This is a genomic window from Citrobacter sp. LST-B2 (assembly GCF_057983045.1).
The window spans coordinates 2,971,719-2,996,471 of record NZ_CP192598.1 but is presented as its reverse complement, the minus strand read 5'-3'; the positions used below and the strand labels follow the sequence as shown (position 1 = coordinate 2,996,471).

Sequence of the window (24,753 nt, the reverse complement as noted above, 5' to 3'; positions counted from 1 at the left end):
GGAGAGCAATTATGAATCAGTTAGCAACCGCGGCGTTAACCATGTCCAGCAGTGATATCGCTAATTTAGTGGAATCACGTCATGACCACGTTAAGCGCTCGATTGAACGGCTGGCAGAGCGCGGGGTTATTAAACTCCCCCCGATGGGGGAAGTTAAAAATCACCTCAATCAGTCTGTAGCCGTCTACCTGATAGGAAAGCGGGACAGTTATGTGGTTGTGGCTCAGTTGTCGCCTGAGTTCACTGCGCGGCTTGTTGATCGATGGCAGGAACTGGAGCAGGCGCAACAGCAGGCGATACCCCAGTCATTCTCTGAAGCACTGCGGCTTGCCGCTGATCTGGCGGAGCAAAAGCAGAAACTAGCCACTGAACTGGCTGCCGCGGCGCCAAAGGTGGAATTTGTCGATCGCTACTGCTCTGCCAGTGGGTCAATGTCGTTCCGGCAGGTGGCAAAATTACTTAAGGCAAAGGAAAACGAGTTCCGCCTGTTTCTGATTGATCGCGGCATCCTTTACCGCCTGGGTGGTACGCTTACACCGATGGCGGCGCACATTGATGCGGGGCGATTTGAGGTTAAGACGGGGACCTCTGTCACTTCAAACCACGCGTTCAGCCAGGCGCGGTTTACTGCTAAAGGGGTGCGCTGGATCGGCGGTCTATGGGCGGAACATATTGCTAAGGGGCAGGCAGCGTGAGGGCTTTGCTGACACCCGAAATAGCTCATCGAATGGGGATTGTACTTTTCCGGCCTGGTGCTGACCTGATGCCGCTATTTATGCGCGGTCGGGTTTTACTCGAGCCAGAACCTGAAAGCATGGCCTCTTATGCGACTGGCATTGTGCCGGCAGCGGTTCAACCACTGGCAGACGATCCGGTAATGAGCGAGATATTCGAGGATCATCGCGTTATACAGCGCGCTGGCGGATTGTCTTCGCTTGATACCTGGCTAAATGAAAAGTTCGAATGCCAGTGGCCCCATTCAACATGGCACGACAAGAATTTCACGATCATGCGGCATAAGCCCGGAAGAATCCGGTTGTGCTGGCACTGCGACCACACCCTCGCTGGACAATACACGGAACAGCTTGCAGGTATAGCCAGCAAAAACCTGGTATCCTGGATCATGTCAGTCATCCGTACGGATTTAGGTTTTCCAGAGTCGCATGTACTGACCCTCCCGGAGCTGTGCTGGTGGATGGTCAGAAATGATCTGGGTGACGTGATCCCGGAAAGCGTTGCACATAAAGCGCTGCGACTACCGGGTGAAGAGCCGAAATCCATCATGCGAGAAAGCGATATTGTGCCCTCGTTACCGGCCACCAGCATTGTGCAGGAGAAGGTGAAGAAGGTACTGACGCTCAGGATTGATCCGGAATCGCCGGAAAGCTTCATGCTACGCCCGAAGCGCCGACGCTGGGAAAATGAGAAATACACGCGATGGGTGAAGGCCCAACCGTGCGCCTGCTGTGGTAAGCAGGCAGATGATCCGCACCACCTGATAGGTCACGGTCAGGGCGGCATGGGGACAAAAGCGCATGACCTCTGGGTGTTGCCTTTGTGCAGAAAGCATCACGACGAGTTACATGCGGATACCGTGGCATTCGAAGAGAAATACGGCTCGCAGCTGGAGTTGATATTTCGTTTTATCGATCGCGCGCTTGCAATTGGTGTGCTGGCGTAAGTGGAGTGGAGAAGAATAATGCGTGATATGTATGAATTGATGGATTTATGGGGGGCATGGGCAGCATCGGATAACAGCGGCGTTGATTGGCAGCCGATCGCCGCAGGATTTAAAGGTCTGTTCCCTCATGGTAAGAAATGCCGTCTACAGTGCAATGATGATGAAGGCATCATGATTGACGGTTGTGTGGCGCGATTGAGGAAGTATAAGCCAGAAGAGCATGAACTTATTATCGCCCATTTCGTGATTGGAATTTCACTGAGAACGATAGCCAAAAAGCGGAAATGTTCTGATGGGACCATAAGGAAGGAGTTGCAGACTGCGATGGGATTTATTGATGGGTGCTTGTGCATGATTGATTAATTTGTAAGAGATGCCGTCAATATAATGTTTACGGCATCTTTTTTATTTAAAAATCTTTATGTTTTGGATTTAGCTTTGGTTTTTCATCATGCATTTTGTCTATCATGAAATACATTCCAAGAATGGTTGTGCATATAATATTTGCAACTATAAATAGATAAATCCAAACGAATATTATTTTCACACATGCTATCTTTATCCATTGTGTATGGCTGAGTGTTGGTGATAATAGTTGGATTCCACCGCCGATTAGATACATGATAATACTAATAAAAGCTAGGTATCCAAATAGGTATGTGAGAAATTTTCTTCTCGTTAGATCCCTACCTTTAAGGGTCGGTGGTGAGCCATCCATAACGGTATCCATCCCTGATTTTTGGAAAGTAGCAACCGCAGCCATTGATGCAATATAAAAACCAGATAGAATTTGCAAAATCCCATTTATGACGGAAATTAAACCATCTTTAGAAATGATTGGGATTGGTCTGTCGAGATAGAATATGAACCCTGTAATGCAGACGGATACAATTAAAGGAATGAAAATATCAAACACTCTTTTTTCAGGGTGCTTGATACGGATGTAGTCTATAGGAGTCAATATTTTTCTAAATGCGCTCATATATAACTCCTCCTTTAAGCTAAATATCTATTTTAGCAGTAATGCTTTCATTTTTCCAGCGAGTTGTGTATGTATACTTTTTTCGCACATCTCGATTTGTTTGCTTAATATAATTTTTTCTTTTTCAGCGAATATAGTATCTGCTATATCTTCAATGGATTTTTCATAAGAGACATCAATTTCATCACTATGAGTACGTCTATTTTTATCTTTACGAGTTATTTTTAAATCAGAGTATTCCATACCTCTAACAATATCGCTGGTCTTTTTTACTAAATCTAATGCTTTCTGCCCAGTCGTCTTTTTAAATGACAAGACCATTGATTCCTGAACAATATTGATATCACCGTCATCGTCTAGTTGCCTATTATTTTTATATCTTACTGCGGTCATGCCTGTAAGCATCCCAGTTGAAAGAGACTCCTTTAATGTCTTAGATGCGTACGGAGAAATATTAATAATTGGGCGGCATTGAATTTCTCTTGGTTTTTTCCCTTCATCACGCATAAAAGTATAATCAGTTGACTCATCAATCATCCATGTCAAGGCGCTAGCCATTAAACTTTTAGTAAGACCAGGAACTTCCTCAACCAAAACCTTGTAGAGATCAGGGAAAAGATTTTTATCTCTAGGAGTATGTTTAATACAGAGGTGAGACGTGACAGCCGGAGCCTCATCTACATCTCTGTTTGCTTTCCTGGAAACCCCAGTTTTTTTGTTTGCAAAATGAGGGTCCGATGCGTTTGCATTAGCGTATTGGAGCAATATTGTTGTATACCCCTCATCCTCATTTATAGCCATATCAACGATACGAACAGTAGATTTACCATTCTCTATCGAATAGATGGCTTTTTTACTGATAAAGAGTTTTTTTACAGCCTTTAGGGTATCCAAAACAGGCATAGATGGTGCATCTTTTGGTGCGCGCACTAACTCCATTTCACATTCGACTACGTAACGATCATAATCCCCTAACAACATAGCACGACCTTGAAAAAGAAAAATAAATAGGAAGATACACCAAAATTTCTAACGCGTACGCAAAAACTTTTGTAATCTGTTAAGAGTGGTTACTTCGACACGAACTTAGAGCCTCGGTCTTGCGAGTTTTTCTTATTGTGAAAATGGGCGGCTGGTGGGTGTTGTAGCACCCGTCCAGCCATCAGCTCATGCTTTCAGGTCACAAGCTAACCAAAGCCCACTGCTTTAGCGAAAAAGCATAGTGAGCCTATCAGAGTTACGCTTACTGATCTATGGAAAATACTGTAAAAATAAACAGTGTTGAGTTAATCAACGTTGACTCCCTGCATTACATCGTTTCTCTCCCTAATAACTCCATTGACCTTATCGTTACGGATCCACCTTACTTCAGGGTGAAACCTGAAGGATGGGACAACCAGTGGAAAGGGGACGAGGATTTTTTACGCTGGCTTGATGGATACCTGGCTGAGTTCTGGCGCGTTCTGAAACCCGCCGGTAGCCTTTACCTGTTCTGTGGGCATCGCCTTGCGTCTGATATTGAAATCATGATGCGGGATCGGTTCAGTGTCCTTAATCACATCATCTGGGCAAAACCTTCCGGTCGCTGGAACGGCTGCAACAAAGAAAGCCTGCGGTCATATTTCCCGGCGACTGAGCGCATTCTCTTCGCTGAACATTATCAGGGCCCATATAAGCCCAAGAGTGATGGATACGCAGAGAAAAGCAACGAGCTCAAACAGCATGTGCTGACGCCGCTGATTTCGTATTTCCGTGACGCGCGTGAATCGCTGGGGGTTTCCTCTAAGCAGATCGCCGATGCGACCGGGAAAAAGAATATGGTGTCCCACTGGTTCGGCGCATCTCAATGGCAACTGCCAGGCGAAGCGGATTACCAGAAACTACAGGACCTGTTCACCCAGGTTGCATTCGAGAAGCATCGAAACAATGAGCTCGACACACCACACCACCAGCTGGTGGCCACGTGGCATTCGTTGAACCGGAAGTATTCAGAATTGCTGGAAGAGTATAAGTCTCTCCGGCGATTCTTTTCTGTTTCAGTCACTGTCCCTTTCACCGATGTCTGGACGCATAAGCCGGTTCAGTTCTACCCCGGCAAACACCCATGCGAAAAACCAGCAGACATGTTGCAGCAGATCATCAACGCCAGCAGCAGGCCGGGTGATGTTGTGGCTGATTTCTTCATGGGATCTGGCTCAACCATTAAAGCGGCTATGGCGCTGGGGCGACGGGCAATCGGTGTTGAACTGGAAACAGAAAGGTTTATTCAGACTGTGGAAGAAATCCGCGAACTGAATAAGACATAACGATCATCACGTCATACCGCTGTGGTGATCATCATCTTCAGGCTCCGGGAATCACCTTCTTTTTTCAATTTTACAAAAGAGCCCGGAAGCCTGATCTCTTTCAATCACACACAGCGCCATCCGAACTATCGGAGGTGAGGCCTATGAAAATGCCATACAAACAAGATTTCATCGCTGCGCTACTTGCCGCTAAGGAGCAGGGTATTGGTGCAATGCTGGCTTTTATTATGGCGTACCTGCGTGGTCGCTATAACGGTGGCGCCAAGATGAAGACGCTAATTGATGCGCTGATGTGCGCGATGATCGCCTGGTTTATTCGTGACCTGCTCGACTTCTCCGGATTGAGTAGCAACCTCGCATACATTGCCAGCGTCTTTATTGGATACATCGGCACCGATTCGATCGGCAATCTGATTAAGAAATTCGCAGCCAAAAAGGCGGGAGTTGACGATGCAAACCAGTAACGATCCACGCTGGCTGGTGGAAGGCCGTAAATACATTGGGCAGATGGAAATTAAAGGCCCGCGACACAATCCGTTAATCCTCCAGTTCTGGAAGGATATTAAACGAGGTGGAATTAAAGATGATGAAACGCCCTGGTGTGCCGCTTACGTCGGGTCTATGCTTGAGCGCGTCGGAATCAAATCCACCCGTTTCGAGTCTGCAAAATCCTATCTCAACTGGGGCGTCGAACTTCGCGAGCCAGCCTATGGCTGTGTGGTGGTATTCAGTCGCGACGGCGGCGGCCATGTCGGATTTGTGGTCGGGCAGCATCAGAACGGTGACCTGATGGTCCTCGGTGGTAACCAGTCTGACACTATCAATATTCGTGCATTCTCACGTTCCCGCGTGACGGGTTATCGCTGGCCGGTTAACGAGCCGAGGGATAGCCGCCTGTTACCGCTGATGAATGGCACCAGTTCGGTGAAAGAATCATGATTGAAGCTCTACTGGCATCACTGAAAACGTCATGGCGCTGGTGGCTGGCAATTATCGCGGTGGTTATTGTCGTTGCCGCTGTCGCTATTCTCGGTGTTCTGCTGGCAAACAGCCAGGCTGACCTGAGCACAGCGCAAAGCGATAAGCGCGTTCTGGAGCATGATAACGCACTACAGGGGCAGGTCATCGCGGTGCAGGCTTTCAACTTTAACCGCTTCAATCAGGTGGCTGAGAATGCCAGCCGCCTCAATTCGTTGATCGATGCAGGTACCGAAAAGACTGTTATCGAATATCGGGAGATTCTTCGACGTGAAAAGACCTGTGATCTGCCTGTTCCTGTTGATGTCGCTGGTGGGCTGCTCGACTACGCGAACCGTTTACGTACCGGGGCAATGCACACCGATTCCGGGAACGCTGACCCAGCCAGTGATAGCGCCGCTTCCACCGGCACGCTGACATATTGCCAAGCCGTTCTCTGGATTAAGCCGTTGCTGGCCGCTATTGAAAAAGCGAATAATCAATTGTCAAGTATCCGAGAGATTGAGAAAACCAGGTCATCACAATAAAGATCGAAGTTGTTCAGACTCTTCTTCTGATGGCGCGAATGGAGGTTCTGTTATCCAGACCTTAGTTATTTCCTTATTAGCATCGATCTTTGCTTCAAAAGTCAAAGAGCTAAAATTATTTAAATAAAATTCAGTATTGCTGTCCGTTAGGTCTTGAGTGTTAAGTATATTCTTAAATAAATATTTAAACTTATGAACCGGCAAAGTAATTCTTATTTCATCCCCCGACCGTAGAGGAACGAGGTTTATTTGGTTGGATTTGGCATCGCGGTAACATTTGCCAACAAGGCGCATAATCAGTTTTATGTCTTTGTTATTAACAGCTTTGGCGTGGACACCTTTTAGAGAGTAATCTCCTGACGGTATATCTATGGGCATAAATCCTCCTAATAGGTTTTAAACACGGAAATAAGGAAAGACACTAACCAGGTTTATCGTTAGAGGCAAGGTGGTAATTACTGCAGGTATTCACTGAGTACCTGCGATAACGCATGATTCATGGAGGTTACTGATGAACAACGCTGTTGAAATTGGTGAAAAGGGCGTAACGGTTCACCTTGCTGGTGGTGGGCGTGTTGTCGTTGGTGCATGGGGTAACGACACCAGTGCGGCGGCAAATCCATTACCACCTCTAACACCAGATGAAGAAAAATATGGACGTGGTCTTTACCTTCTGCCCACTGGTTGGGAGGAGCTTAGTGCTGGTGAACACTGGCAAAACCACCTAAGCGATCCTTTGCGTCAGTTGTGGCCATCGTTCAACAGAGAACAGAAAATGGCTATAGCCTACACCATCAGTGAACTGTCTGATGAACTGACCAACATCGCATACGAACACTCCTGGTAGTAACACCGAAGCGCATCGCACGCGCACATCAAAGAGAGTCTTTCAGTAGTGAGCCTGGGTAAACCGTTACCTCTTGGCGGCTTTACCGTGCGACAGGCTCACATCTAAAAGGAAACGTATCATGAGTAATAAAACCATTACGCTATCTGGCGCTGCTACAGACGTGCTCTATGCGCTGTTTTACCGTGGTGCATTGCTATCTGGTGACCTGCCGTCCAAGTCAGGTGCCGCCGAACTTCGCGGTCTGGGCTTTGCTGAAACCAGGCGCACAGTGACGGAATACCAGGGAGAAAACCACTTCACCTTCCTGACAGCGGAAGGGCAGGAGTTTGCCGTTAACCACCTGGTAAACACACAGTTTGGCAAAGGGTTCAAAATTGATTGCAGCGGTAAAGTATTCATCAATGACGCATTCATCATCCACTCAACGTCTCCCGAAGCACCTCTGCCGGTGACCAATATCTACAACATCAACTTTGGTGTCAGTCGCAATAAATCAGAAAAGGCAGACTTTAGCGACAATGGAATTGATATCCATGTAAATGTTGAAGACCTTCTGCGGAATGCTCTGGCTGCCCACGAAGAAATCGAGCGCTTACGCAAGGCTGGCGATGTCGCAGAGAAAGTGGCAGCAGACACGAAAGCAATGGATGAACTGGCAGACCACGTCCGCAAGGCCATCATGCAGGAGTGTTCTCCTGGTGGAATCATCCGGAGTCTTTTATCACGTTAGAAAATCTTAAAGTGAAATTGATTTTCATTATCATTTAAATGCTCGTGATAGTGACCTCATTATAGAAAATGATAATCATTATCGCTTGCGGGTCCTTTCCGGCGATCCGGGCTGTTACGGGGCGGCGTCCGCGCAGATTCTCGCTATTTATGAAAATTTTCGGGTTTTTGCCGTTTCCGTTCTTCTTCTCGTTAATCTATTGTTTTAAAAGAAAACACCCCCTCAAAAGAAAGGAAACGTTAAGCCAGAAAAATGGGTAAAAAACCCGAGATCGTTTCCGTTCTCTGTTTTTGCGCACGGAGTGAGCTATGGAGGTCAACAAAAAGCGGCTTTCTGACATCTTCGGTGTCAGTGTGCGCACGATCCAGAACTGGCAGGATCAGGGGATGCCGGTTGCGCGCGGTGGTGGAAAAGGTAACGAAGTACTCTATGACTCAGCCGCAGCTATCGAGTGGTATTCCGCGCGCGACGCGGAGATTGAGAATGAGAAATTACGGAAAGAGGTAGAGGATCTTCGCATTGCTTCGGAATCCGACCTCCAGCCAGGCACGATTGAATATGAGCGGCACCGGCTTACCCGAGCACAGGCTGACGCCCAGGAGCTAAAAAATGCCAAAGATACCGCTGAGGTGGTGGAGACCGCATTCTGCACGTTCGTGCTGTCACGGATCGCCGGTGAAATAGCCAGTATTCTCGATGGGATCCCTCTGTCGGTTCAGCGGCGTTTTCCGGAACTGGAAAACCGACATATTGATTTCCTCAAAAAGGACATCATCAAAGCCATGAACAAAGCAGCTGCGCTGGATGAAATCATACCGGGGTTGCTGAGTGAATATATCGAACAGTCAGGTTAAGGGGCTGCAGCACTCTGCGCGCGCGGGGCTTCATTCTCTGTACAGGCCAGAGCCGCAGACGGCAGTTGAGTGGGCAGACACCCATTATTATCTCCCGAAAGAATCTGCTTATCAGGAAGGGCGCTGGGAAACATTGCCTTTTCAGCGCGCGATCATGAATGCGATGGGAAACGACTATATCCGCGAGGTGAACGTCGTTAAATCTGCCCGTGTTGGCTATTCAAAAATGTTGCTCGGGGTTTATGCATATTTTATTGAGCACAAACAGCGAAACTCCCTGATCTGGCTTCCTACCGACGGCGACGCCGAAAACTTCATGAAGTCGCATGTTGAGCCGACTATCCGGGATATTCCTTCACTGCTTTCACTGGCACCGTGGTACGGCAAAAAGCACCGTGACAACACGCTCAGTATGAAGCGTTTTTCTAACGGTCGCGGCTTCTGGTGCCTGGGCGGAAAGGCGGCAAAAAACTACCGTGAAAAATCGGTGGATATTGCCGGATACGATGAACTCGCGGCGTTCGACGACGATATTGAAAAAGAGGGATCTCCGACCTTTCTCGGTGATAAGCGTATTGAGGGATCGGTGTGGCCCAAATCAATCCGCGGATCCACGCCCAAAGAGAAAGGAACATGCCAGATTGAGCGGGCGGCAAAAGAGTCAGAACACTTCATGCGTTTCCACGTTGCCTGCCCGCACTGCGGTGAGGAGCAATATCTCAAGTTTGGTGATAAAGAAACGCCATTCGGGCTGAAGTGGACGCCCGGCGAACCGGCCAGTGTTTTTTACCTTTGCGAACATAACGCCTGCGTGATTAAGCAGCAGGAACTGGACTTTACTGAGGCCAGGTACATCTGTGATACCACAGGGATCTGGACGCGGGACGGTTTATCCTGGTTTTCGTCAACAGGCGCAGAAATTGACCCGCCGGACAGCGTGACGTTTCACATCTGGACGGCATACAGCCCGTTCACTACCTGGGTACAGATCGTCAAGGACTGGATCAAAACGAAGGGGGATACCGGAAAGCGCAAAACCTTCGTGAATACAACGCTGGGTGAAACGTGGGAGCCGAAAATAGGTGAACGGCCTGACGCGGATGTGATGGCTGAGCGTAAGGAACACTTTGAAGCCTCAGTCCCTGATCGGGTTGCCTATCTGACCGCCGGGATCGACTCCCAGCTTGACCGATACGAAATGCGCGTCTGGGGATGGGGACCTGGCGAAGAAAGTTGGCTCATTGACCGGCAGATCATAATGGGCCGTCATGATGATGAGGCGACGCTTCTCAGGGTTGATGAGGCGCTCAACAAAACATATCCCCGACAGAATGGCGTTGAAATGTCGATATCCCGTATCTGCTGGGATATTGGCGGTATTGATCCCACCATTGTCTACAACCGCTCGAAAAAGCATGGTCTGTTCCGCGTGATCCCGATAAAAGGGGCATCCGTTTACGGTAAGCCCGTCGCGAATATGCCGCGCAAGCGCAACAAGAACGGTGTCTATCTGACTGAAGTCGGTACTGATACCGCAAAAGAGCAGATTTACAACCGTTTCACCCTGGTAGCCGAAGGTGATGAACCGTTGCCGGGGGCCGTTCACTTCCCCAACAATCCAGATATTTACGATCTGACTGAGGCACAGCAACTGACCGCCGAGGAACAGGTTGAGAAATGGGTGGACGGGCGGAAGAAAATAGTCTGGGACAGCAAAAAACGACGCAATGAGGCACTCGACTGCTTTGTGTATGCGCTGGCGGCACTGCGGATCAGTATTTCCCGCTGGCAGTTGAACCTTGATTCTCTTCTGGCAAGCCTGCTGGAGGAAGAAGGGGCGCGTAAACCGAAAAAGACCGTGGCAGATTACGCCAGGGCATTATCTGGAGATGAGTAATGGCGTCACAATCCGATCTCGACAGCGCCCGCGCCGCACTGCATGACCTGATGACGGGAAAGCGGGTGGCGACGGTACAAAAGGACGGTCGCCGGGTGGAGTTTACGGTGACTTCGGTGAGCGACCTTAAAAAATACATTGCTGATCTGGAGGTTCAGGTCGGTATCACTCAACGTCGCCGGGGGCCGGCAGGATTTTACGTATGAAAACACCTGCACTTTTGGGGCCGGACGGCAGGACGTCGTTACGGGAATACGCCGGTTATCACGGCGGTGGTCATGGTTTTGGTGGGCAACTCAGGGGGTGGCAACCGCAGAGCGAAAGCCCTGATGCGGCGTTACTGCCCAATTTTGCGCGCGGTAACGCCCGCGCAGATGATCTGGTCAGGAATAACGGCTATGCCGCAAATGCGATACAGCTGCACCAGGATCATATCGTCGGCTCATTCTTTCGCCTGAGCCACCGTCCGAGCTGGCGTTTTCTTGGCATTTCTGAAGAGGATGCCCGGGCTTTCTCCCGCGAGGTGGAAGCCGCATGGAAAGAGTTTGCCGAAGACGACAACTGCTTTATCGATGCGGAGCGCAAACGCACTTTCACGATGATGATCCGTGAAGGCGTGGCAATGCACTCCTTTAATGGTGAATTGTGTGTGCAGCCCGCGTGGGACAGCAGCCCCGGACGCCTTTTCCGTACACAGTTCAAAATGGTCAGTCCGAAGCGTATCAGTAACCCGAATAACACGGGCGACACGCGAAACTGTCGCGCCGGTGTGGCGGTGAACAACACCGGGGCAGCGGTGGGGTATTACGTCAGCGATGATGGTTATCCTGGCTGGATGCCGCAGAAATGGACGTATATCCCGCGTGAACTGGCTGGTGGGCGCACTTCATTTATACACATTTTTGAACCGCTTGAGGACGGTCAGACCCGAGGCGCCAACCAGTTTTACAGCGTCATGGAGCAAATGAAGATGCTCGATACGTTGCAGAACACACAGTTGCAGAGCGCTATCGTGAAGGCAATGTATGCCGCCACTATCGAGAGCGAACTCGATACCCAGACCGCGATGGATTTTATTCTCGGCGCTGATAATAAAGAGCAGCAGAACAAATTCACGGGCTGGCTGGCGGAAATGGCGTCGTACTACTCTGCGGCGCCGGTTCGCCTGGGTGGGGCTAAAGTACCGCACCTTATGCCGGGTGATTCCCTGAATCTCCAGTCGCCACCGAACGCGGATAACGGCTATTCGGTCTTCGAACAGTCGCTGTTGAGGTATATCTCTGCCGGGCTTGGTGTTTCGTTTGAACAACTGTCCCGGAATTACTCCCAGATGAGTTACTCCACCGCCCGCGCCAGCGCCAATGAATCATGGGCGTTTTTTATGGGGCGCCGGAAATTCGTGGCGTCCCGTCAGGCGTGCATGATGTTTCTCTGCTGGCTGGAGGAGGCAATTATCCGTCGGGTTGTGACATTGCCTTCCCGGGCGAGGTTCAGCTTTCAGGAAGCGCGAAGCGCCTGGGGAAACTGCGACTGGATTGGTTCCGGGCGTATGGCTATTGACGGACTGAAAGAGGTTCAGGAAGCGGTCATGCTGATCGAAGCGGGCCTCAGTACTTATGAAAAAGAGTGCGCCAAACGCGGTGAAGATTATCAGGAAATTTTCGCGCAGCAGGTTCGCGAAACGATGGAGCGCCGCGCCGCCGGGCTCAAACCGCCTTCATGGGCTGCTGCTGCCTTCCAGTCCGGGTTAGAGAATTCCACTAAGGAGGAGAAAGATGACGCCCGAGCTGCGTAATCTCCCGCATATTGCCAGCCTGGCTTTTAATGAGCCACTGCTACTAGAACCCGCCTATGCGCGGGTTTTCTTTTGCGCGCTGGCGGGCCAGTTGGGTATTACCCGTCTGACAGATACCGTTTCAGGCGTCACTCTCAGCGGTGAACAGATTGCTGAACCCCTTGCGCTGTTTGGTGACGATGAAGAGATGGGGCCGCGCCCGTCACGCAGTTACCAGGTGATCGACGGTATCGCGGTTTTGCCGGTTTCCGGCACGCTGGTGAGTAAAACCCGTTCGCTGCAACCGTATTCAGGTATGACGGGTTACAACGGCATTATTGCCCGCTTGCAACAGGCTGTCAGTGATCCCGGCGTGGACGGCATTCTTCTGGATATGGATACACCTGGCGGCATGGTATCCGGTGCTTTTGACTGCGCTGACATTATTGCCCGTCTGCGGGATATCAAACCGGTCTGGGCGCTGGCGAACGACATGAACTGTAGCGCCGGGCAGCTTATCGCCAGCGCGGCATCTCGTCGTCTTGTTACCCAGACCGCCAGAACCGGTTCGATCGGCGTCATGATGGCGCACAGCAACTACGGTGCTGCACTCAAGACCAGCGGCGTCGAAGTCACGCTCATCTACAGCGGCGATCACAAGGTCGACGGAAACCCTTACGAAAAGTTGCCGAAGGATGTGCGTGCTGATTTTCAGGCACGTATTGATGCCACCCGACAGATGTTTGCTGAGAAGGTGGCCGGGTACACCGGCCTGACGGTTCAGGCGGTACTGGATACCGAAGCGGCGGTTTTCACCGGACAGGAATCCATTGAGAACGGAATCGCAGACGAACTCGTCAATAACACCGACGCGCTCAGTGTGATGCGCGATGCACTTGATAAACGAAAGAAAATAACCCTCGGAGGAAATATGAAAACTACCACTGCATCCGCTGAAACAACTCAGCCTGTAGCGGACGCGTCAGTCGGAGTCACTGTCGACGCTGCGACGCCTGCCGCGACGGTAAATACTGCATCAGCCGATATCAGCGCGCAGGTTTCAGCGGCGGTAAATGCCGAAAACAGCCGAATCATGGGGATCCTGAACTGTGAAGAGGCGAAGGGCCGCGAATCGCAGGCGCGGGTGCTCGCGGCAACACCGGGTATGACGGTTGAAAATGCGCAACTGATCCTCGCCGCAGCGCCAGCGAGCGCGCAGGTCAGAACGGATACCGCACTTGATCGCCTGATGGACACCGCGCCTGGTGCTGTCAGTGCCGCCAGCCAGGCATCTGATACCGATGACCTGATGAACACACCTGTATAAGAGGTTCCAATGCCAAACGAAGAATTTAAGCATTATCAGCCGCTGGGTAACAGTGACCCGGCACATACCGCATCCGCACCCGGTGCCTTAACGGACAGTGTTTCGGCGATGACGCCGCTGATGCTTGATCCCGCTGCCGGAAAGCTGGTTGTCTGGGACGGTGCTGCCGCTGGCACAGCGACAGGCATTCTCGCGATTGACGCCGATCAGAACAGTGATCAACTGACGTTCTTTAAAACGGGCTCTTTCCGGATTGAAGATGTGTTGTGGCCTGCTGCTGCGGCAACCGATAACGTCAGACGCAACGCCTTCGCCGGTACCTCCATCAGTATTGTGTGACCCCTTAACCAGCCAGTTATCTCCATCCATAAAGGCCGCATGAGCGGCCTTTTTTCTACGGGAAAAAACTATGTCTATGTATACCACTGCCCAGTTGCTGGCGGTTACCGAGAAAAAATTCAAATTCGATCCGCTGTTTCTGCGTATCTTCTTTCGTGAAAGCTATCCGTTTTCCACCGAAAAAGTTTACCTTTCTCAGATCCCCGGCCTGGTGAATATGGCGCTGTATGTGTCGCCGATTGTCTCCGGCAATGTGATCCGCTCACGCGGCGGTAACACTTCCGAATTCACGCCGGGTTATGTGAAACCGAAGCACGAAGTAAACCCGCAAATGACGCTTCGTCGCCTGCCTGACGAAGATCCGCAGAATCTCGCCGATCCGGCATACCGCCGTCGCCGCATCATCCTCCAGAACATGAAAGATGAAGAGCTGGCGATTGCACAGATTGAAGAGATGCAGGCGGTTTCGGCTGTGCTCTACGGTAAATACACCATGACAGGGGATAAGTTTGACCCGGTTGAGGTGGATATGGGGCGCAGTGCCGTCAACAACATCATCCAGGCTGGCGGGGCTGCATGGTCCGGCAAAGACAAAGAAACATATGACCCGACGGAGGACATCGAAGCGTATGCGCTTAATGCCAGCGGCGTGGTCAATATTATTGTTTTTGACCCGAAAGGCTGGGCACTGTTCCGTTCTTTCAAGGCAGTAAGAGAGAAACTGGATACCCGTCGTGGCTCAAACTCCGAGCTGGAAACCGCGCTCAAGGACCTGGGCAAGGCGGTGTCTTACAAGGGCATGTACGGCGATGTCGCGATTGTGGTTTACGCCGGGCAGTACATTGAAGGCGACGCAAAAAAGAACTACCTGCCGGATCTTTCTATGGTGCTGGGCAACACTCTGGCACGCGGTCTGCGTACCTATGGCGCAATTCAGGACGTTGATGCACTGAATGCCGGTATCAACTCCTCCACGCGTTATCCGAAAAACTGGATCCAGACCGGCGATCCGGCGCGTGAGTTTACGATGGTCCAGTCTGCGCCATTGATGCTGCTGGCCGATCCTGATGAATTTGTGTCGGTAAAACTCGCGTAATTACTCTCGTATGGCCCTCCGGGGCCATTTCTCTGGAGCACTATGCATGACAGCAAAAGAAAAACTGGTTGAGCGCCTGAAAGCGCTTGGCGCACAACTTGGGCGTGATGTGAACGTTACCGGCACTATCGAAGAACTGACGATGCGGGTTGCAGAGCTTGAGGAAGAGCTTGACGACGGTAACGATGACGAACAGTCCGGTGATAACGAGATTAACGCGCAGGAAAACGCCACGGACAATCCTGATGATGATCAGGTGCAGGAGAAACCCGCGGTAACGGATGCCGGGCTGGTGACGGTTATTACGCGTGCCACCCTGCACATCAATGCGCTGCATGAAACAGAAAATACGCCTGTCGCCATCGCCGTGACAGGGATGTCGATCCGTGTTCTGCCGCATGAAGCCGAAGCATTGATTGCTGGTGGGCTTGCCAGCGAAAAATAACCGGGGGCGACGTGGCTGATTTCGACAACATTTTCGATGCTGCTCTGTCCTGTGCTGATGATGTTATTCGTTGCGCTATGGGGGTGGAAGCCTCAGTGACTTCCGGTGAAATGGCGGGGCAAACGGTGTGTGGTGTTTTTGATGATCCCGAGAGTGTCGCGTATGCGGGCAGTGGTGTCCGGGTGGAAGGTACAAGCCCGTCACTGTTCGTGGAGACATCTTCTGTCAGCGGGTTGCGGCGCCCCGATACCCTGGTGATCAACGGTTCGTCTTACTGGGTTGATCGTATCGGGCCGGATGATTGCGGAAGCTGTCATGTTTTCCTTGGTAAAGGTTCGCCACCGGGATCAAACCGACGGCGTTAAGGGGGAGGCATGTCCATTAAAGGGCTGGAACAGGCAATCGCAAACCTGAACAGTATCAGTACTACCGCTGTGCCGCGTGCTTCTGCGCAGGCGGTTAACCGTGTTGCGACACGCGCAGTCAATAAAAGCGTCTCCGTCGTATCGAAAGACACCCGGGTGCCACGAAAACTGGTTAAACAGCGCGCCAGGATAAGGCGTGCCACGGTGAAGAAGCCACGGGCGCTTATCCGTGTAAACCGGGGTAACCTGCCGGCGATCAAACTCGGTACAGCCAGTGTCAGACTTTCCCGCCGTAAACGTGACAGGCGAGGGGCAAACAGTGTGTTGCGCATTGGTCCGTTTCGTTTTCCGGGCGCATTTATTCAGCAACTGAAAAACGGTCGCTGGCATGTTATGCGGCGAACGGCAAAACCCCGCTACCCGATTGAGGTCGTCAGCATCCCGCTGGCGGTGCCACTGACAACGACGTTTAAGGATGAACTGCCAAAACTGATGGAAACCGATATGCCCAAAGAGCTACGGGCATCCCTTAAAAACCAACTCAGGCTGATTCTGAAACGATGAAACACAGTGATATCCGACAGGCGATTATCGATGCCCTTGAAGGGACTATCGGTCATGACGCGATTTATTTTGACGGCCGGCCGGTGGCATTTGAAGAAAATGAATTTCCGGCAGTGGCTGTTTTTCTGACGGACGCAGAACCAACAGATGCTGTCCTTGATGCAAATGAATGGCAGGCCACCCTGCATATCGAAGTTTTTCTGCCTGCCCAGGTCCCTGATTCCGAACTGGATGAGTGGGTGGAGTCCCGTGTTTACCCGGCTCTGGCAGATATTCCGGCGCTGGAGGGGATCGTTACGCTCATGAATGTCCAGGGGTATGACTACCAGCGCGATGAGGATCTGGCGCTGTGGAGTTCCGCCGACCTTAAATATTCCATTACTTACGAAATGTGAGGATGCTATGCCAACACCAAACCCGCTTGAGCCTGTAAAAGGTGCAGGCACCACGCTGTGGATTTATACCGGCACGGGGAATCCGTTCGCCAACCCGCTTTCGGATATCGACTGGAGCCGCCTGGCGAAAATCAAGGATCTGACGCCGGGAGAAATGACGGCTGAATCGTATGATGATACCTATCTCGACGATGAAGATGCAGACTGGAGTGCAACGGCTCAGGGGGAAAAATCAGCCGGGGATACGTCCTTTACGCTTGCCTGGAAGCCGGGTGAAGCCGGTCAGAAAGACCTGGTAACCTGGTTTAATGATGGCTCGGTTCGCGCTTACAAAATCAAATACCCGAACGGTGCCGTTGATGTGTTCCGCGGCTGGTGCAGCAGTCTCGGCAAGGGGATCCCTGCCAAAGAAGTCATCACCCGCACAGCAAAAGTCACCAACACCGGCAAACCTGGACTGGCAGAAGAAAGCGGCGCGCCGGTTGTTCCGGTAACCGGCGTCACGCTGGATAAAGAGACTGCAGCGGTGGGTATTGGTGACACGACCACCGTGGTCGTCGGGATTACTCCTGCAGGAGCATCAGATAAAACCTTCCGACTTTCCTCATCCGATCCGTCAGTCGCGACAGCAACTGCCAGTGATGACACCGTCACGATTACGGGGGCGGCGGCAGGTACCGCAGATATTGTGGTCATGACCAATGATGGACTTTTCGTGGCGATCTGCCGCGTAACCGTTTCCTGAATACCGGGGCTTCGGCCCCGTCCCGGAGTAAACCATGTTTCTGAAAAGCGAACCGCTAAAGCATAACGGTGCGAGCGTTACGTTGTATGAGCTGTCGGCGCTGCAGCGTATTGAGCATCTTGAATACCTGAAAAAAATTGAAGCCGTTGAAGAAGGGGATATCCAGACAGCCATGGAAACCACTGTGCGCGGCAGCGCATTTGTGGTGGCGATGTCACTATGGCACGCCCATGCACTGAAAGGCACGCTGCCAGGTGGTGCCGCCGAAGAGGTTAAGAAAATACAGGATGAGGTGCTGTCTACCTGGCCTCTCGAGGTGGTGGCACTGGCTGAATACAGGATAAAAATCCTGTCCGGTATGTTACCGCCGCCAGAAGACATTCCTGAACCTGAAAGCGACATTCAGGCAGAGCCGGTCACCGCGGAAAAGTCCTCGCCAGCGAGCTGACGTTCGTCATGAAGCTGGCGCGTGAGTTCAGTCGTCCTGACTGGCGCGCAATGCTGGCTGGCATGTCCTCCACGGAATACAGCGACTGGCGTATTTTCTACCGGGACAACTATTTTCATGACGTGCAACTTGATGCTCACTTTTCAGGTTTGCTCTACACCCTTTCATCGATGTTTTTCCGTGACCCGGATTTGACTCCTGCCATCTTCAGCATACTGACACCGACTTCCGACGATTTGCCGCCGGAAGAGCCTGATGACGATATGTTGATGGCGAAGGCGTCAGGAATGACAGGAGGCGTTCGCTATGGCCCAGACGGCAGTCGGGGATCTGGTTGTTAACCTTGACGTTAACTCGACAAAATTTAATGAACAGATAACCCACGTTAAGCGACAGTTCAGACAAACAGGGGACGCGGCTAATGATACGGAGTTACGTATCCGGCAGGCGTTCTCGCGTCAGGAAATTGCGGCAAAAAAAGCCGGTCTTTCCGTGGGGCAGTACTCGAATGCGATGCGTATGCTGCCCGCACAATTTACGGATATTGCGACGCAGCTGGCGGGCGGGCAGAGTCCGTGGCTCATTATGCTGCAGCAGGGCGGGCAGGTTAAAGACTCATTCGGCGGGATTATTCCCACGTTCCGGGCTCTGACGGGGGCCATATCTCCGCTGATGGTGGGTGTTGGTGCATTGTCAGTGGCAACGGGGGCGTTATTTTATTCGTGGTACCAGGGCTCATCCACGCTTTCAGATTTCAATAAAACGCTCGTTCTTTCAGGTAATTCAGCAGGCCTGACGGCAGACAGAATGCTGGTTCTGGCAAGAAACGGACAGACTGCCGGGCTGACGTTCAGCCAGACGAGCGAGGCGCTGACGGAACTGGTTAATGCCGGCGTGCGCGCCGGGGCGAATTTTGATGCGATGAGCCAGTCAGTTTCCCGCTTTACCGAAGCGTCCGGCGTTCCGGTTGATAAGGTTGCAGCAGCGTTTGGCAAACTGACGAATGACCCAACTTCCGGTCTTATTGCGATGGCCCAGCAGTTCCATAATGTGACGGCTGAGCAGATTGCGTATGTTGCGCAACTGCAACGTGCCGGTGATGAGGCTGCTGCCCTGCAGGCGGCTAATGATGCGGCAACCAGCGGGTTTAACGAACAGACAAAATCCCTGCGCGATAATATGGGGACCATTGAGTCTGCAGCGGATTCCCTGAAGCGCGCTTTTAAATCGATGTGGGATGCGGCGCTGGACGTCGGGCGACCGGATACGGCGCAGGAGATGGTCAGTAAGGCAGAAGCAGCGTTTAAACGCGCGGATGAAATCTGGAACCTGCGTAAAAATGACGGTTACGTGAACAGCGAAGCGCGTGACCGGTTCTGGAATGACAGGGAAACAGCCAGACTGGCGCTGGAAATGGCACAGCAACAGGCGGGTGTTGCAAGGGCGAATGAGGAGAATGCTTCCCGTGAAGCGGTTGCTGAGTCTGACAGGCAGAAATATGCCGCACAGGCACAGGCAAACTATGCAAAAACGCAGTCTGCACTTGAGAAGTACACGCAAAGGCAGAATGAGCTGAATAAGGCGCTGAAAGAGGGGCGCATTCTTCAGGCCGATTACAACATTAATATGTCGGCAGCGAAAAAGGAGTACGAGGATTCACTGAAAAAACCGGGCAAGGCTCCGGCGGTGAAAACGCCCTCCGGCGTCAGGGCCGTCGATACCGCCAGCGCACAGACGATTGAACTGCAGGCGCAACTGAGAACACTTCAGGAGCATCGCAGTATTACTGACACCATCAGCCAGCAGCGGCAGGAGCTCTGGCGCCAGCAGTCACGGTTTACTGTCCTTGAGGAAGCCGCAAAAACACGAACCCTTTCCACTCAGGAAAAATCCTTACTGGCCAGCAAGGATGAAGTCCTTTCCCGCGCAGAGGTTAACGCGCGTCTCGGTGATCAGATCATGGCGCAGGAGCGCCTGAACCGACTGCAGGATACTTCCCGGAAATACGTCACGCAGATCGGCGAGAAAACGCGGGCGCTGGTTGCTGGTGGTGTGATGAGCAGCCGGGCGGCGCAACGTCAGAATGAAGAGGCACAGCTTCGTCAGGGATGGCTCAATGCGGGAGGCACTGATACCGATCAGGGCTACCAGAATGAACTGGCCGCACTGAAAAACTACTACGAAGAGCAGGACAATCTGCGCAATGACTGGCAGTCCGGTGCAAAATCCGCCTGGGCCGACTACGTTGATTCTGCATCAGATGCTTATGGTCAGGTTAAATCTGCTGCAACAAGCACACTGGATGGCATCAGTAAGAACATGGCCGATATGCTGACAACCGGGAAAGCTAACTGGGCTGACTTTACACGCTCCACGCTGTCAATGCTGACTCAAATCCTGATGAAACAGGCCATGGTTGGTCTTGTCGACTCGGCAACAACGGCTATGGGGTTTGCGGGCGGTGGTTTTACTGGTTCAGGTGGGAAGTATGAGCCCGCCGGGGTGGTTCACCGTGGTGAATTTGTTTTCACCAAAGAGGCTACCAGCCGGATCGGCGTCGGCAACCTGTACCGGATGATGAAGGGCTATGCCTCTGGTGGTCTGGTAGGTGGTGGCACTGCTGGTCCGGCGGCACCCTTTGGTGTCAGTGTCTATGCGCCGGTGACGGTTGAAAATCCCTCCTCCGGTACACAGCAGCAGAACAACGGGGAAGCGCTGGGACGAGCCTATCAGCAGGTGATTAATAAATCGGTGCATGAAGGGATTGCCAAAGCGATCCAGCCAGGCGGTCTAATCTGGAATGCGACAAAAGGCAGGTAGGTTTTATGGCAATAGAAACTTTTACCTGGCGTATCCAGGCGGCAAGTCAGCCGACAACGGGCAGCAGGGATGCTGTCCGGAAGGTGCAGTTTGGTGACGGGTATACGCAGATCAGCGGATCGGGACTGAATGATGAAGTGCTCACCTATGAGTTTTCATATACAGGAAACCCGGATACAGCGCTGGAAATCTACGCGTTTTTACGCCGGCATAAAACGAAGTCCTTTATTTTTACGCCCCCTTACGAGGATAAAAATCTGTGGCGGGTTGAGGCTGACAGCCTCAGGAAGGTGGTCAAAAACAAAAAGGTTATGACCATTACAGCAACATTCGAGCAGGCATTTGCACCATGACATTACACACAGATTATCAGAAGCTTGAGCCTGGCAATCCGGTGCGGCTTTTTGAAGTCGACGGAACCGCGTTTGGTGTGTCTGAAGTGATGCATTTTCACGCGCATAACGTCGCGTATACACCGGAGGAAATTGACGCTGCCGGCGGTGATGAAAGTAAACTTCCGGCAAAGTCGATCTGGTGGCAGGGGAATGAATATAAAGCCTGGCCATGTCAGATCGAAGGCATTGAAGCAACTACTGACGGCACCAGCCCACAACCCAAGCTCAGCGTAGCCAATCTCGATAGTTCGATTACTGCCCTGTGTCTTGCTTATGATGATCTTCTGCAGGCGAAAGTGTCTGTCCACGACACCCTGGCGAAGTATCTTGATGCCAGAAATTTTACTGGCGGTAACCCGACAGCCGATCCGACGCAGGAGAAGCTGAAGGTTTTCTACATTGACGCTAAAAGCAGCGAGACCAACGAGGTTGTTGAATTTACGCTGACCAGCCCGATGGACCTGCAGGGGCTGATGATCCCGACGCGCCAGTTGCATTCTCTGTGTACCTGGTGCATTCGCAATAAGTATCGCTCTGGCGATGGTTGTGATTACGCCGGCACGCGCTATTTCGACAAAAACAACAAGCCCGTCAGTGATCCTTCCCTGGATGAATGCAACGGTACTCTGACAGCATGCAAACTGCGACATGGTGAAAGTAACGAGTTGCCGTTTGGCGGGTTCCCCGGTACCTCTTTGATCAGGAGTTAATATGCGGCAAAAAACCATTAGTGCCATTATGGCGCATGCCGCTGCCGTGTATCCCAGGGAATCCTGCGGCGTGGTGGCGCAGAAAAGCCGTGTTGAGCGTTACTTTCCGTGCCGCAATCTGGCAGCAGAACCGACAGAGCATTTTCATCTTTCAGCGGAGGATTATGCGAGCGCAGAAGACTGGGGGACGGTGATCGCCATCGTTCACAGCCATCCGGACGCAACAACGCAACCGAGTGAACTGGATAAGGCTCAGTGTGACGCAACACTTCTCCCCTGGCATATTGTCAGCTGGCCGGAAGGTGATTTACGGACCATTCAGCCTCGCGGGGAGTTACCGTTGCTTGAGCGACCGTTTGTTCTGGGTCACTTCGATTGCTGGGGGCTGGTGATGAGCTACTTCCGGCAAACACACGGGATAGAACTTCACGATTACCGCGTTGATTATCCGTGGTGGGAAGATCAGTATCCGGATAACTTTTATCAGGAGTGCTGGTTTGAATGCGGATTCCGGGAGTTCGACGGTGCGCCACAACCAGGCGATATGGTGATCATGCAGGTACAGGCGAATAAGTGGAACCATGCCGGGATCCTGCTGGAAGGTAACATGCTGCTGCATCACCTTTACGGACACTTGAGCCAGCGTGTCCCGTATGGTGGATACTGGCAAGATAGGACAATTTTAGTAGTTCGTCATGTCGGTCTATTTGATGGATAATGGCAAGATGATTAATCATCACAAAGGCAATTTAATTAAAATGATAGCTAATGTCTTATATTATGTAAAAATAGCATTAATTGTTTTGTTAATAGTCGCTGGAATTTTGCTGTGTGCTAATGAAATATTAGGCTGTAAAGTTAATTTATGGACAGGGGGGAGCTATATCTTAGCGGGTGTTGGGGGGGCGGCAGCTGTGGAACGCATATTTAGCAGAGAATTGAATTTAGATACAACTAATATTATTGTAGGCGCTATTTTTATTTTAGGAGTTATAGGGATTGTAAATCAGTCAACAGCACTGGATATCAAGCATATTGATCTTCGTAGCGACCTTACTATTGCTTTTAACAATGCTTCCGATAAGTGCGGTGATAAATCAGTTATTTTTAATAACGCGGCAAAAACTTGCGCTTTAGGACCTGTTTACACTAGCTCTGAGTTAATCTATCAATTATCACTTGCTCAACATCTAAACTCTTCTCTTACAGTGATTGATGGTATAGCTCACTCTTTTGATAAGGTAAAGGTTGATCCGTGTATATATAATTACTATAAATATGCAGGCCAATGTCCAGATAGTTTTGGTACGATTAAGGAGAAATATAAGGAGTTTTCTCTTGAACATATTGAAGTGTGTGAAAAATTTCTCCCTGGGTTGTATATGAAGTTTTTTAATTGAATCTGTTTTAACGTTGATGTTTTTATTGAGGGTAAGTATGTATGAGAGCTATTCTTCTATTTGTTGCTGTTTTGGGATTGATTGGGTGTGCTCGTCCATATGGTCCAGCCGAGAAAATTTTAAATCAAGAGTTAGTGACACCTAATAACAATAAAGAGCAAACGAAAATTACCATTACCAGGAATAAACAATTTATTGGCGGTGGCAGTGGGGGAATGTGTAAATTTTTAATTGCAATCGATGATAGAGATTTAGCTCTTATCCGTCAAAATCAGTTCGTAACCGCCTATTTAGATAAAGGTCCTCATAAGTTACGAGTAAGTAATGATTGCGCAACCCTCAGTATGGGTATGCGTAAGACGCTTGATATCATTGCTGATGGGGCTGAACAGGAATACATTACTGAACAAGGAGTGTGGGGCCAATATAGGATGTGGCGAACCAAGTAATATATTGTATTTTAGGCCGAAAAATTCCGGCCTTTTTATTGGGGGTTTCGAATACATGACTATGATTACTATTGTGCTTGGCGGAACTTTAGGTAAAACTTTCGGTAAATCACATAATCGTGTTGTTACAACTACTGCAGAAGCTATTAGAGCTTTATGTTGTACTATAAATGGCTTTGAAAATTACCTGAACACCAGTAAGCAAAGAGGGATAACTTATGCTGTTTTTCGAGGCAAAAAAAATTTAAGTAAAGAGGATTTAGCATTTCCTGTAACAAACGAAATAATTCGTATTGTACCTGTGGTAATAGGAAGCAAAAAATCAGGAGTTCTACAAACAATACTTGGAGCTGTGTTAGTCGTTGTAGGTGTCGTATTAAGTTTTACTCCAGCAGCTGCAGCTGCACCATGGTTTTATGGTACAGGAGCATCAATGATGCTCGGTGGGGTTATACAAATGCTTTCTCCGCAACCAGCTGGTCTCGCCAGCAAGCAGGATGCAGCTAATCAGGCCAGTTACGCTTTCGGTGGCGTGACGAATACCGCCGCACAGGGTTACCCAGTTCCCCTTTTATACGGAAAGCGTCGCATCGGTGGCGCAATCATCTCCGCCGGCATCTACGTCGAAGATCAGCAATAAAAAATCACTTTCCTCCAGGCCACCTTAGGGTGGCTT

Annotated in this window: 32 protein-coding genes and 1 pseudogene; 30 read left to right on the top strand and 3 right to left on the bottom strand. The window is 50.7% G+C overall.

Annotation, left to right across the window (positions count from 1 at the left end; all coding sequences use genetic code 11):
- The first annotated feature begins 11 nt into the window (after positions 1–11).
- From ACQ0PY_RS14500 to ACQ0PY_RS14490, 3 genes are read left to right on the top strand one after another with little or no spacing between them, the layout of a single operon-like run.
- The gene (locus tag ACQ0PY_RS14500; RefSeq protein ID WP_434158425.1) at positions 12–695 is read left to right on the top strand and encodes a phage antirepressor KilAC domain-containing protein; all 684 of its coding nucleotides are present in this window, start codon (positions 12–14) and stop codon (positions 693–695) included.
- Complete coding sequence (locus tag ACQ0PY_RS14495; RefSeq protein WP_434158427.1) at positions 692–1,681, top strand: DUF968 domain-containing protein; 990 nt, start codon at positions 692–694, stop codon at positions 1,679–1,681. Before ACQ0PY_RS14500 ends, ACQ0PY_RS14495 begins: the two co-directional genes overlap by 4 nt.
- A gap of 18 nt (positions 1,682–1,699) precedes the next feature.
- Positions 1,700–2,044, top strand: coding sequence for an antiterminator Q family protein (locus ACQ0PY_RS14490; RefSeq protein WP_434158428.1), 345 nt, complete (start codon positions 1,700–1,702; stop codon positions 2,042–2,044).
- A gap of 46 nt (positions 2,045–2,090) precedes the next feature.
- On the opposite strand, the gene ACQ0PY_RS14485 is transcribed toward ACQ0PY_RS14490, so the two are convergent.
- A complete protein-coding gene (locus ACQ0PY_RS14485; RefSeq protein WP_434158429.1) occupies positions 2,091–2,663 on the bottom strand; it encodes a hypothetical protein in 573 nt (190 codons plus the stop codon).
- Positions 2,664–2,690: 27 nt separating this feature from the next.
- Entirely contained in the window at positions 2,691–3,644 is a 954-nt protein-coding gene (locus tag ACQ0PY_RS14480) for a hypothetical protein (RefSeq protein ID WP_434158431.1), read from the bottom strand.
- A gap of 272 nt (positions 3,645–3,916) precedes the next feature.
- On the opposite strand from ACQ0PY_RS14480, the gene ACQ0PY_RS14475 reads away from it, so the two are divergent.
- The 4 genes from ACQ0PY_RS14475 (at position 3,917) to ACQ0PY_RS14460 (ending at position 6,474) form a co-directional block, all read left to right on the top strand.
- Positions 3,917–4,969 carry a DNA-methyltransferase gene (locus ACQ0PY_RS14475; RefSeq protein WP_434158433.1) on the top strand — a complete coding sequence of 351 codons (1,053 nt, stop codon included), beginning with the start codon at positions 3,917–3,919 and terminating at the stop codon, positions 4,967–4,969.
- A 143-nt stretch (positions 4,970–5,112) separates the two neighbouring features.
- Positions 5,113–5,433, top strand: coding sequence for a phage holin, lambda family (locus ACQ0PY_RS14470; protein WP_200040039.1), 321 nt, complete (start codon positions 5,113–5,115; stop codon positions 5,431–5,433).
- Positions 5,420–5,908, top strand: a complete 489-nt coding sequence (locus tag ACQ0PY_RS14465) for a TIGR02594 family protein (RefSeq protein WP_313900283.1) — start codon at positions 5,420–5,422, stop codon at positions 5,906–5,908. The genes ACQ0PY_RS14470 and ACQ0PY_RS14465 overlap by 14 nt, the downstream gene beginning before the upstream one ends.
- Positions 5,905–6,474, top strand: a complete 570-nt coding sequence (locus ACQ0PY_RS14460; RefSeq protein WP_072011082.1) for a hypothetical protein — start codon at positions 5,905–5,907, stop codon at positions 6,472–6,474. The genes ACQ0PY_RS14465 and ACQ0PY_RS14460 overlap by 4 nt, the downstream gene beginning before the upstream one ends.
- On the opposite strand, the gene ACQ0PY_RS14455 is transcribed toward ACQ0PY_RS14460, so the two are convergent.
- On the bottom strand, positions 6,466–6,852 hold the full coding sequence (locus tag ACQ0PY_RS14455; RefSeq protein ID WP_044266863.1) for a hypothetical protein: 387 nt from the start codon (positions 6,850–6,852) through the stop codon (positions 6,466–6,468). The genes ACQ0PY_RS14460 and ACQ0PY_RS14455 overlap by 9 nt on opposite strands.
- A gap of 133 nt (positions 6,853–6,985) precedes the next feature.
- Between ACQ0PY_RS14455 and ACQ0PY_RS14450 the strand changes: the two genes are divergently transcribed.
- The 23 genes and pseudogenes from ACQ0PY_RS14450 (at position 6,986) to ACQ0PY_RS14340 (ending at position 24,717) form a co-directional block, all read left to right on the top strand.
- Positions 6,986–7,321 (top strand): ATP-binding protein, encoded by a 336-nt coding sequence (locus tag ACQ0PY_RS14450; RefSeq protein WP_044266865.1) that lies wholly within the window; start codon positions 6,986–6,988, stop codon positions 7,319–7,321.
- A 121-nt stretch (positions 7,322–7,442) separates the two neighbouring features.
- Complete coding sequence (locus ACQ0PY_RS14445) at positions 7,443–8,054, top strand: hypothetical protein (protein ID WP_044266867.1); 612 nt, start codon at positions 7,443–7,445, stop codon at positions 8,052–8,054.
- 308 nt (positions 8,055–8,362) lie between these two features.
- The gene (locus tag ACQ0PY_RS14440) at positions 8,363–8,908 is read left to right on the top strand and encodes a terminase small subunit (RefSeq protein ID WP_043001122.1); all 546 of its coding nucleotides are present in this window, start codon (positions 8,363–8,365) and stop codon (positions 8,906–8,908) included.
- Positions 8,883–10,805, top strand: coding sequence for a phage terminase large subunit family protein (locus tag ACQ0PY_RS14435; protein WP_354653846.1), 1,923 nt, complete (start codon positions 8,883–8,885; stop codon positions 10,803–10,805). Before ACQ0PY_RS14440 ends, ACQ0PY_RS14435 begins: the two co-directional genes overlap by 26 nt.
- Entirely contained in the window at positions 10,805–11,011 is a 207-nt protein-coding gene (locus tag ACQ0PY_RS14430; RefSeq protein WP_043001120.1) for a phage head-tail joining protein, read from the top strand. The genes ACQ0PY_RS14435 and ACQ0PY_RS14430 overlap by 1 nt, the downstream gene beginning before the upstream one ends.
- Positions 11,008–12,600: a phage portal protein gene (locus ACQ0PY_RS14425; protein WP_044257426.1), complete on the top strand. Its 1,593-nt coding sequence runs from the start codon at positions 11,008–11,010 to the stop codon at positions 12,598–12,600. Before ACQ0PY_RS14430 ends, ACQ0PY_RS14425 begins: the two co-directional genes overlap by 4 nt.
- Positions 12,581–13,906 carry a S49 family peptidase gene (locus tag ACQ0PY_RS14420; protein WP_434158435.1) on the top strand — a complete coding sequence of 442 codons (1,326 nt, stop codon included), beginning with the start codon at positions 12,581–12,583 and terminating at the stop codon, positions 13,904–13,906. The genes ACQ0PY_RS14425 and ACQ0PY_RS14420 overlap by 20 nt, the downstream gene beginning before the upstream one ends.
- A 9-nt stretch (positions 13,907–13,915) precedes the next feature.
- Positions 13,916–14,245, top strand: coding sequence for a head decoration protein (locus tag ACQ0PY_RS14415; protein WP_181628325.1), 330 nt, complete (start codon positions 13,916–13,918; stop codon positions 14,243–14,245).
- Positions 14,246–14,315: 70 nt separating this feature from the next.
- Positions 14,316–15,341 carry a major capsid protein gene (locus ACQ0PY_RS14410; RefSeq protein WP_446894150.1) on the top strand — a complete coding sequence of 342 codons (1,026 nt, stop codon included), beginning with the start codon at positions 14,316–14,318 and terminating at the stop codon, positions 15,339–15,341.
- Positions 15,342–15,387: 46 nt separating this feature from the next.
- On the top strand, positions 15,388–15,786 hold the full coding sequence (gpFI, locus tag ACQ0PY_RS14405; protein WP_156594888.1) for a DNA-packaging protein FI: 399 nt from the start codon (positions 15,388–15,390) through the stop codon (positions 15,784–15,786).
- Between the two features lie 11 nt (positions 15,787–15,797).
- Positions 15,798–16,151 carry a head-tail joining protein gene (locus tag ACQ0PY_RS14400; protein ID WP_156594887.1) on the top strand — a complete coding sequence of 118 codons (354 nt, stop codon included), beginning with the start codon at positions 15,798–15,800 and terminating at the stop codon, positions 16,149–16,151.
- Between the two features lie 9 nt (positions 16,152–16,160).
- On the top strand, positions 16,161–16,715 hold the full coding sequence (locus tag ACQ0PY_RS14395; RefSeq protein ID WP_434158614.1) for a phage tail protein: 555 nt from the start codon (positions 16,161–16,163) through the stop codon (positions 16,713–16,715).
- Positions 16,712–17,110: a phage minor tail U family protein gene (locus ACQ0PY_RS14390; RefSeq protein ID WP_156594885.1), complete on the top strand. Its 399-nt coding sequence runs from the start codon at positions 16,712–16,714 to the stop codon at positions 17,108–17,110. Before ACQ0PY_RS14395 ends, ACQ0PY_RS14390 begins: the two co-directional genes overlap by 4 nt.
- Positions 17,111–17,117: 7 nt before the next feature.
- On the top strand, positions 17,118–17,855 hold the full coding sequence (locus ACQ0PY_RS14385; protein ID WP_434158616.1) for a phage tail protein: 738 nt from the start codon (positions 17,118–17,120) through the stop codon (positions 17,853–17,855).
- A gap of 34 nt (positions 17,856–17,889) precedes the next feature.
- Positions 17,890–18,303, top strand: a complete 414-nt coding sequence (gene gpG / locus ACQ0PY_RS14380; RefSeq protein WP_043001110.1) for a phage tail assembly chaperone G — start codon at positions 17,890–17,892, stop codon at positions 18,301–18,303.
- An 8-nt stretch (positions 18,304–18,311) separates the two neighbouring features.
- Positions 18,312–18,626: pseudogene (locus tag ACQ0PY_RS14375) on the top strand (phage tail assembly protein T); the annotation flags it as partial.
- Complete coding sequence (locus ACQ0PY_RS14370; RefSeq protein WP_156594882.1) at positions 18,610–21,123, top strand: phage tail tape measure protein; 2,514 nt, start codon at positions 18,610–18,612, stop codon at positions 21,121–21,123. The pseudogene ACQ0PY_RS14375 and the gene ACQ0PY_RS14370, both read left to right, overlap by 17 nt.
- Positions 21,124–21,128: 5 nt before the next feature.
- Positions 21,129–21,476, top strand: coding sequence for a phage tail protein (locus ACQ0PY_RS14365; RefSeq protein ID WP_156594881.1), 348 nt, complete (start codon positions 21,129–21,131; stop codon positions 21,474–21,476).
- On the top strand, positions 21,473–22,228 hold the full coding sequence (locus ACQ0PY_RS14360; RefSeq protein WP_141227562.1) for a phage minor tail protein L: 756 nt from the start codon (positions 21,473–21,475) through the stop codon (positions 22,226–22,228). The genes ACQ0PY_RS14365 and ACQ0PY_RS14360 overlap by 4 nt, the downstream gene beginning before the upstream one ends.
- A 1-nt stretch (position 22,229) precedes the next feature.
- The gene (locus ACQ0PY_RS14355; RefSeq protein WP_156594880.1) at positions 22,230–22,946 is read left to right on the top strand and encodes a C40 family peptidase; all 717 of its coding nucleotides are present in this window, start codon (positions 22,230–22,232) and stop codon (positions 22,944–22,946) included.
- A 7-nt stretch (positions 22,947–22,953) separates the two neighbouring features.
- Entirely contained in the window at positions 22,954–23,628 is a 675-nt protein-coding gene (locus tag ACQ0PY_RS14350; RefSeq protein ID WP_156594879.1) for a hypothetical protein, read from the top strand.
- Positions 23,629–23,669: 41 nt separating this feature from the next.
- Positions 23,670–24,077 carry a hypothetical protein gene (locus tag ACQ0PY_RS14345; protein ID WP_156594878.1) on the top strand — a complete coding sequence of 136 codons (408 nt, stop codon included), beginning with the start codon at positions 23,670–23,672 and terminating at the stop codon, positions 24,075–24,077.
- Between the two features lie 55 nt (positions 24,078–24,132).
- Positions 24,133–24,717 carry a tail assembly protein gene (locus ACQ0PY_RS14340; RefSeq protein WP_354652091.1) on the top strand — a complete coding sequence of 195 codons (585 nt, stop codon included), beginning with the start codon at positions 24,133–24,135 and terminating at the stop codon, positions 24,715–24,717.
- Positions 24,718–24,753 lie beyond the last annotated feature (36 nt).